This is a genomic window from Porticoccus sp., assembly GCF_041592135.1.
Taxonomy (GTDB): domain Bacteria; phylum Pseudomonadota; class Gammaproteobacteria; order Pseudomonadales; family Porticoccaceae; genus Porticoccus.
Genome location: NZ_JBFHQR010000135.1, coordinates 1 through 6,212 on the forward strand (window position 1 = coordinate 1; position 6,212 = coordinate 6,212).

Here is a 6,212-nt window from a genome sequence, read left to right on the forward strand (position 1 = left end):
CACCGCCATCGCTTCCCCGGCAGGGCTGAGTTCAGCCTGTCCCTGGCTGGGGACAGACAGCCCGGTGGCGCCGAGAAGCAGGGCGAATGTCAGTGCCTTTACCGGGTGCTTGTGCATGGTGTAGTCCTCGAATCAGTCGAATTGATTGGTTAATTTTTAGTTGCGGGCCGCCCGGCCGATGACCTGGGATGGCGCTCCCGATACTGGTTGACCTCAATGGTGAGGTGGGCGAGTTGCTGAAAACCTGACAGCAACGCCTTGTAGTGTTCGCTGGGTAGCGGGTGCCGGCTGACGATGGTAATCATAGCGGCAAAATGGTGCTCGCTGAGTTTCCAGGTGTGCAGATCTGTGACCTGGTTCCCGCCATCCCGCTCGATTAACCTGCGGATCTTGTCCCGATCGTCTTCGTTCATGCCGCAGTCCAGCAAAATGGGGCTGAACTGTCGAATCAGCCCCAGCGCCCAGCGACTGATGATCACTGCCCCGACAATACCCATCATCGGGTCCAGCCACTGCCAGTTGAGGTATTTGCCGCACAGCAACGCGGTGATTGCCAGTACCGAGGTCAGCGCATCGGCGAGTACATGCATATAGGCGGCATAAAGATTGTGGTCGCGGCGATGGTGGTGCTCGTGCTCGTGATGGTGGCTGTGGTGATCCTGCAAAAGCAGGGCGCTGAGCAGATTGATCAGCAGCCCCAATACGGCTACGCCGATGGCGGCATTAAACTGGATTTCCTGTGGCACCAGCAGGCGCTGCACTGACTCGATCAGCATCATCAGCGCCACGGCGGCGAGTGCCACGGCGCTGGCGAAGCCTCCCAGCACGCCGACCTTGCCGGTGCCAAAGCTGTAATCGGGGTTGTTGGCGTGCTTGCGGGCATAGCGGTAGGCAAAGATCGCAATCAGGAAAGCGGCCACGTGGGTGCCCATATGCCAGCCGTCCGCCAGCAGTGCCATGGAACCGAATACCGTTCCGGCAGCGATTTCCGCCACCATGGTGATGGCCGTCAGTAGCAGCACATAGCGGGTGCGGCGTTCGCCATGTTCGTTGGCAGCATAAAAATTGTGGTCGTGTTGCCAGTCATCCAGTTTGGTGTCGAGCATGGTCTCATTCGCCTTCAAGCATGTGGGAAGGGAAAATACAGTATTCAGAGTTTGCGGGACAGGCTGAATGCCCCGCGTACCTCCCCTGCCTGGTAGCCGGTGGCGCGATCGTCGGGGTAATACTGTTTCAGGGCTTTTTCCACCGCGGAATCCAGTGATGTGCCATGACAGCTCAGGCACAGTGGTTCAACGGCTTGTGCTTTCAGGTAGCGGAAAGACCCGCCCACTGTCTCCGCCGTGTCGATACCTGTAACGGCTTCTCCGCTGGCACGGCGCTGATCGAACTGTTCCAGCATGGCTTTTTCCCAGTCATCGGGCGTGGCGCCCGGGTTCCGCGCCCTCAGGCTGACCCGTTTCACTTGCCAGCCGCTCGCGTCACTGAGCTGTTGTGCAATTGCCGGTGCCGTCTCGGCGCAGACACTGATCGCGTTGACCGGGCCACCCTGCTGTATGGCGGACATCAGTCGCGGTTTCAAGGTGCCGGCAAATTGCTTGACGATTGCCTCTGCCTCCCGCTGCAGGGCATCTGTGGTATCCGCACCGCCCCATAGCTGGCCGGGAAGCAGCAGCGCCAGCAGGAGCGTCGGGAGTAGGGATAGATAGCCGATTTTGGCCTTCATCGCGCTCTTCCTTTTCATTGCGGGTGCGGGCAGTGTCGCAAGCATGGCCACTACGAACGGGGTATGCCGTTTTCTGCCTTGATGCGTCGAAAAAAAGTACAGGCATTCAGGGTGGTCTGGCGGGCAATGTCCGCTTCCTGTTCATCGCGGCAGCGGGCCACTTCCGCCAGGATCCAGGGCAGGTAGGCGGGCTCATTGCGACGGTTCTTGGGTTTCTGTTCCAGGGTGCGCGGCAGCAGGTAGGGTGCGTCTGTTTCCAGCATCAGTCGCTCGAGGGGAATGCTGTTCACCAGTGTTCGCAGCGACTGGCCGCGCCGTTCATCGCAAATCCAGCCGGTGATGCCAATATGGAGATCCAGGTCCAGGTAGTTGAACAGCGCAGTGCGGTCGCCGGTAAAACAGTGAATCACGCCATCTGCCAGGTGATCCCGGTATTGCCGGAGAATTTCAAATTGGCGCTGGTGGGCATCCCGTTCGTGCATGAAGACGGGGAGCTGCAATTCGGCGGCCAGTTCCAGTTGTGCCTCGAAAGCCCTTTCCTGGTCGGCGGGCGAGGAGAAGTTGCGGTTGAAATCCAGCCCTGTTTCGCCAATGGCAACCACCGAGGGTTCAGCGGCCAGCGAGTGGAGAGTGGCCGCAGTACTGGTGGTAAATGTTTTTGCATCATGGGGATGGACGCCACAGGTGCTGTAGAGCATGCCGGGAAAGTCAGCCGCGAATTGTCCGCATAGTTCTTGAGCATGCACCGTCTCCGCTTCACTGGTGCCGGTGACAATCAGGCGCGTGACACCGGCATCCAGGGCGCGCTGCAGGATCGCTGGCAGGTCATCGCGAAAGGCTTTGTTGCCGAGGTTAACCCCGATATCGACCAATGCTTCCAGAGAGGGTTCGGCGACGGTCATAGGCTGCGCTGTTTTTCCTGTTTTGTGAGAATCCGCTCCTTGCTCTCCAGGTGGTGGGCGTAAATCATCGAGAACGCCAGGACATTTTGCACATAGCCGCGGGTTTCCCGGAAGGGGATGGTCTCGATCCAGGCGTCAAACGGCAATTTTCCCTCAGAGTCCTGCAACCAGCGATCGACCCGGCTGGGGCCGGCATTGTAGGCGGCAGTGGCGAGAATCCGGTTGTTGCCAAAGCGCGCCAGCATTTCCCGATAGTAGCGACTGCCGAGGGTAATATTGATTTCCGGTTCAAACAGATCGTTGCTGCCCCGGTAGTGAATATGATTTTTTCTGGCGGTCTGTTCTGCCGTGGCAGGCATCAACTGCATCAACCCCCGTGCGCCAGCCGGGGAGACGACATCCTGGGCCAGGGCGCTTTCCTGGCGGGCCACGGCAAACAGCAGGTGCACCGGTACCCCGGTTTCCCTGGCTTGCTTGTCAAATGCCTGTTTGAAGGCGATGGGAAAGCGCAGGTTGATATCATCCCAGAAACCGGCATTGATCAGGCTGGTGATGGCGCCATTGTGCCATTGCCATTGACTGGCAATGAGCGCGGCGCCGATCCATTGCTGTTCATTAAAATGACGGTTGGTGTAATACCACTCGCGCCTGGCTGACAGGTAGTCTTCCTGGTAGATCAATTCACGGGTGCGCCGCAAACCGGGCAATCGTTGCAATTCGTCGATTTGAGCCTGGGTCACGCTGGCCTGACGGAACGCCATGGCATAGTCGGTACCGAGCCATTCACTGGCCATAAAACCATAGAAACTGCGGGTGCGGGAGAGCACCTGGTAGGCGGACTTGATGCTGGGTTTGGCACCTTTGGCGCGGCTGAGCTCGCTGCCCCTGGCACGCCAGTAGAGCCAGCGGTCCTGTTCGCTCAGGGAGGCAGGCATGTAACCAATCCACGCCAGCAACTGTTGCCAGTCGGTCTGGCGGATCGCTTCGCGGGCACGCCACTCCAACAGGCTGGGATCGATCAACTCGACGTTTTCAATCAGGTACTGGTCGGCCACCTCGGGGTGCGCCTGTTGGTAGAGCCCTTTCGCCAGTTCACCGATGACCTGGGTTTTCTGCTCCGCGGTGAAGGGATGGATCTGCTGGTAGCGGTTCCAATGTTTCAGCGCGGTGGTGGCATCCTCGCGGGCCAAGTGGGTGAGACCGTGAATGATAATGCTGTGGATCTCGGCATCGTCCAGGGATTTGCCCTGGTGGATGAAGAGCTGGTAGTCGCCCACTTTTGCATGATCACTGTCCACCTGGTAAAAGCTGGCGGCTAACCGCTGGTATTTTGCCGAGGTGAAGAATCGCTGCAGATAGCGGGCGAGCTGATACTGGTGGTTGAGCACTGCGGCGGTGTAGCGCTGCCAGGCGATATCCTCGGTAATCTGGTGGTTGGCAATCAACTGGTCAAATAACCGGTCACAGCCCTTCGGTTGCGACTTGCCCACCGTCCAGAGTTTGATCGCTGCGGCGCTGGCGGCATCCCGTTCGCCGTGGCGCATGCGGGCCAGCTGGTAATAACATTGTTGTTCCGTCGTGGCTGTTCGCGGATCGTAGTACTTGAGGTAGTCCTGCCAGCGGTCGCGGGCACGCAAAGTTTCCAGCCAGCGGTAACGCATGCGGTTGGCGAGGGAACTGTCCCCGTTGCGAGTGAGAAAATCGTCCACATCCCCGTAGTTCGCCCCCCGCAGCCGGTCGCTGAGCCACAGGTATTCGAGATAGGGTTTGAGAGGGTAGTCGCCAATGGCGCCGAGGATGCGCTGCACATTGCCCCGGTCGTTTTTGGCAATGGCAATCTTCCCCTCCCGATAGAGGGCTCGCTGTTCATCGAGACTGGGGGTTTTGGCAAAAGTGAGGTGGGAAAACAGGGTAATCAGCACTGCGACAGATACTGTGCAGGCTTTTATGCCGAGGCGTGGCTCCATGGTGGTTGATGTCTATCCATTGCTGCGGGGTGGAAGTGCGTTGCGTCTATGTTAGACAGATCAGGATGACTTGGATAGGGAGCCAGGCTCCCTTTTTCAGACTTTGACGGCCAGCACGTCGCACTGGGAACCGTGCAAAACCCCTGTGGCGGTGGAGCCTAGAATCAAGCTGAGGCCGTGGCGGCCGTGACTGCCGACAACAATCAGGTCAACATTATTATCGGAGGCAAAGCGGTGCATTTCATGGGCGGGCTGGCCGATGATGACGTGCTGGTTTTCCGGGGGGATTCCCAACTCCTTGCCGACGACCGCGAGCCGCTCCCGCGCCTGTTCTTCCAACTGGTTTTGCACTTCGGTGAGGTCCATGGGAATATCACCGCCGTAGGCGAAGGAAAGTGGTTCCTGAACGTGCATCAGGGTTCGCAGCAGCGAACTTTCCGGGAAGAGAGACTTGACGCGCTCGACCACTTGTTGTGATTCTGGCTGTAAATCCAGGCCAATCAGGACATGTTTGTAAGCGGACATAGGGCGACTCCGGTTGCCACATAACAATCTCTAATAGTATGAGTTGTAGCAGACAATGACCTATTTGTTAATAGTGCTGGTGTTGGCCATTATTATTTCTCCCATGTTGTGGCTGCGGCAGACCCCGAGGCAGAAGCTGGTGACAGCGATGCGCCAGCAGGCGGCCCGTGCGGGCATTCAGGTCAAGCTGGCGCGGCCAGCGGATGCCCGCGAAGGGGAAGGGCGTCTGGAATATGTCCGTTACAGTTTGCCCTGGTTGCCGAAAACAGCGTCGTCGCCATTGCCGCGCATGGAAAAGTGGATGCTGGTGCACCAGACCCGAAGGGGGGACCCGTCTCCCTGGGGCGACTGGCAGTGGCTCGGGCGGGAAGCGAATCCCGTTATCAACGATGCCATCGGGGCGGCGCTACAGGGGCTGCCGCCCTCGGTCAGCGCGCTCGAAGCGAGTGCAGCGGGACTGTCCATCTATTGGCAGGAGCGCGGCGAGTTGGCGGATATCGAGGCTATAACTAGTCAGCTGACTGCGTTGCGAGAGGTCCTCAGGCCATCCGCCGGCAGGAGCGAAAAGTCAATAAATTGAAGAATTTCCTTGACCGACCCACAGGCCGCGCATGTATATTCGCCCCCTCGGAAAGCGCTGTCGGCCCCACGCCGGCGCGTGCCACTCAACCAATTCAGTGAGTTAACGATAGTTTCATGGGCAAATCACTCGTTATCGTGGAGTCTCCCGCCAAGGCGAAAACGATCAACAAGTACTTAGGCGACGACTTCATTGTGAAGTCCAGTGTCGGCCACATTCGCGATTTGCCCACCGGCGGCAACGGCAAGGCCGTGGACCCGAAAGAGCGCGCCAAGGCCGCCGCGGCAACACGAAAAATGTCCGCGGACGAAAAAGATGCCCACCGCGCCCGCAAAACCAGGGAGCAACTGGTCGGCCGCATGGGTATTGACCCTGAAAATGGCTGGAAGGCCCGTTACGAGATACTCCCCGGCAAGGAAAAAGTGGTTGCCGAACTCAAGAAGCTGGCCAAGACCGCCGACCGCATCTATCTGGCGACGGACCTTGACCGTGAGGGGGAGGCTATTGCCTGG

Annotated in this window: 7 protein-coding genes; 2 read left to right on the top strand and 5 right to left on the bottom strand. The window is 58.8% G+C overall.

Going from position 1 to position 6,212, the window contains the following annotated elements; all coding sequences use genetic code 11:
* Positions 1 to 149: 149 nt before the first annotated feature.
* The 5 genes from dmeF to ABY948_RS10575 form a co-directional block, all read right to left on the bottom strand.
* Positions 150 to 1,106 carry a CDF family Co(II)/Ni(II) efflux transporter DmeF gene (dmeF, locus tag ABY948_RS10555; protein ID WP_461482499.1) on the bottom strand — a complete coding sequence of 319 codons (957 nt, stop codon included), beginning with the start codon at positions 1,104 to 1,106 and terminating at the stop codon, positions 150 to 152.
* Positions 1,107 to 1,150: 44 nt separating this feature from the next.
* A complete protein-coding gene (locus ABY948_RS10560; protein WP_461482500.1) occupies positions 1,151 to 1,726 on the bottom strand; it encodes a Tll0287-like domain-containing protein in 576 nt (191 codons plus the stop codon).
* 50 nt (positions 1,727 to 1,776) lie between these two features.
* On the bottom strand, positions 1,777 to 2,628 hold the full coding sequence (locus ABY948_RS10565) for a TatD family hydrolase (protein ID WP_461482501.1): 852 nt from the start codon (positions 2,626 to 2,628) through the stop codon (positions 1,777 to 1,779).
* A complete protein-coding gene (locus tag ABY948_RS10570; protein ID WP_461482502.1) occupies positions 2,625 to 4,595 on the bottom strand; it encodes a transglycosylase SLT domain-containing protein in 1,971 nt (656 codons plus the stop codon). The genes ABY948_RS10565 and ABY948_RS10570 overlap by 4 nt, the downstream gene beginning before the upstream one ends.
* Before the next feature lie 96 nt (positions 4,596 to 4,691).
* Complete coding sequence (locus tag ABY948_RS10575; protein WP_461482503.1) at positions 4,692 to 5,120, bottom strand: universal stress protein; 429 nt, start codon at positions 5,118 to 5,120, stop codon at positions 4,692 to 4,694.
* A gap of 55 nt (positions 5,121 to 5,175) precedes the next feature.
* On the opposite strand from ABY948_RS10575, the gene ABY948_RS10580 reads away from it, so the two are divergent.
* On the top strand, positions 5,176 to 5,700 hold the full coding sequence (locus ABY948_RS10580; protein WP_461482504.1) for a hypothetical protein: 525 nt from the start codon (positions 5,176 to 5,178) through the stop codon (positions 5,698 to 5,700).
* 116 nt (positions 5,701 to 5,816) lie between these two features.
* Positions 5,817 to 6,212 (top strand): toprim domain-containing protein (locus tag ABY948_RS10585; RefSeq protein ID WP_461482505.1); only part of this gene is annotated, 396 nt, incomplete at its 3' end.

Excerpts from the sequence above, each read along its gene's own strand:
- dmeF (WP_461482499.1), bottom strand. The coding sequence starts at position 1,106 with ATGCTCGACACCAAACTGGATGACTGGCAACACGACCACAATTTTTAT.
- ABY948_RS10560 (WP_461482500.1), bottom strand. The coding sequence starts at position 1,726 with ATGAAGGCCAAAATCGGCTATCTATCCCTACTCCCGACGCTCCTGCTG.
- ABY948_RS10565 (WP_461482501.1), bottom strand. The coding sequence starts at position 2,628 with ATGACCGTCGCCGAACCCTCTCTGGAAGCATTGGTCGATATCGGGGTT.
- ABY948_RS10570 (WP_461482502.1), bottom strand. The coding sequence starts at position 4,595 with ATGGAGCCACGCCTCGGCATAAAAGCCTGCACAGTATCTGTCGCAGTG.
- ABY948_RS10575 (WP_461482503.1), bottom strand. The coding sequence starts at position 5,120 with ATGTCCGCTTACAAACATGTCCTGATTGGCCTGGATTTACAGCCAGAA.
- ABY948_RS10580 (WP_461482504.1), top strand. The coding sequence starts at position 5,176 with ATGACCTATTTGTTAATAGTGCTGGTGTTGGCCATTATTATTTCTCCC.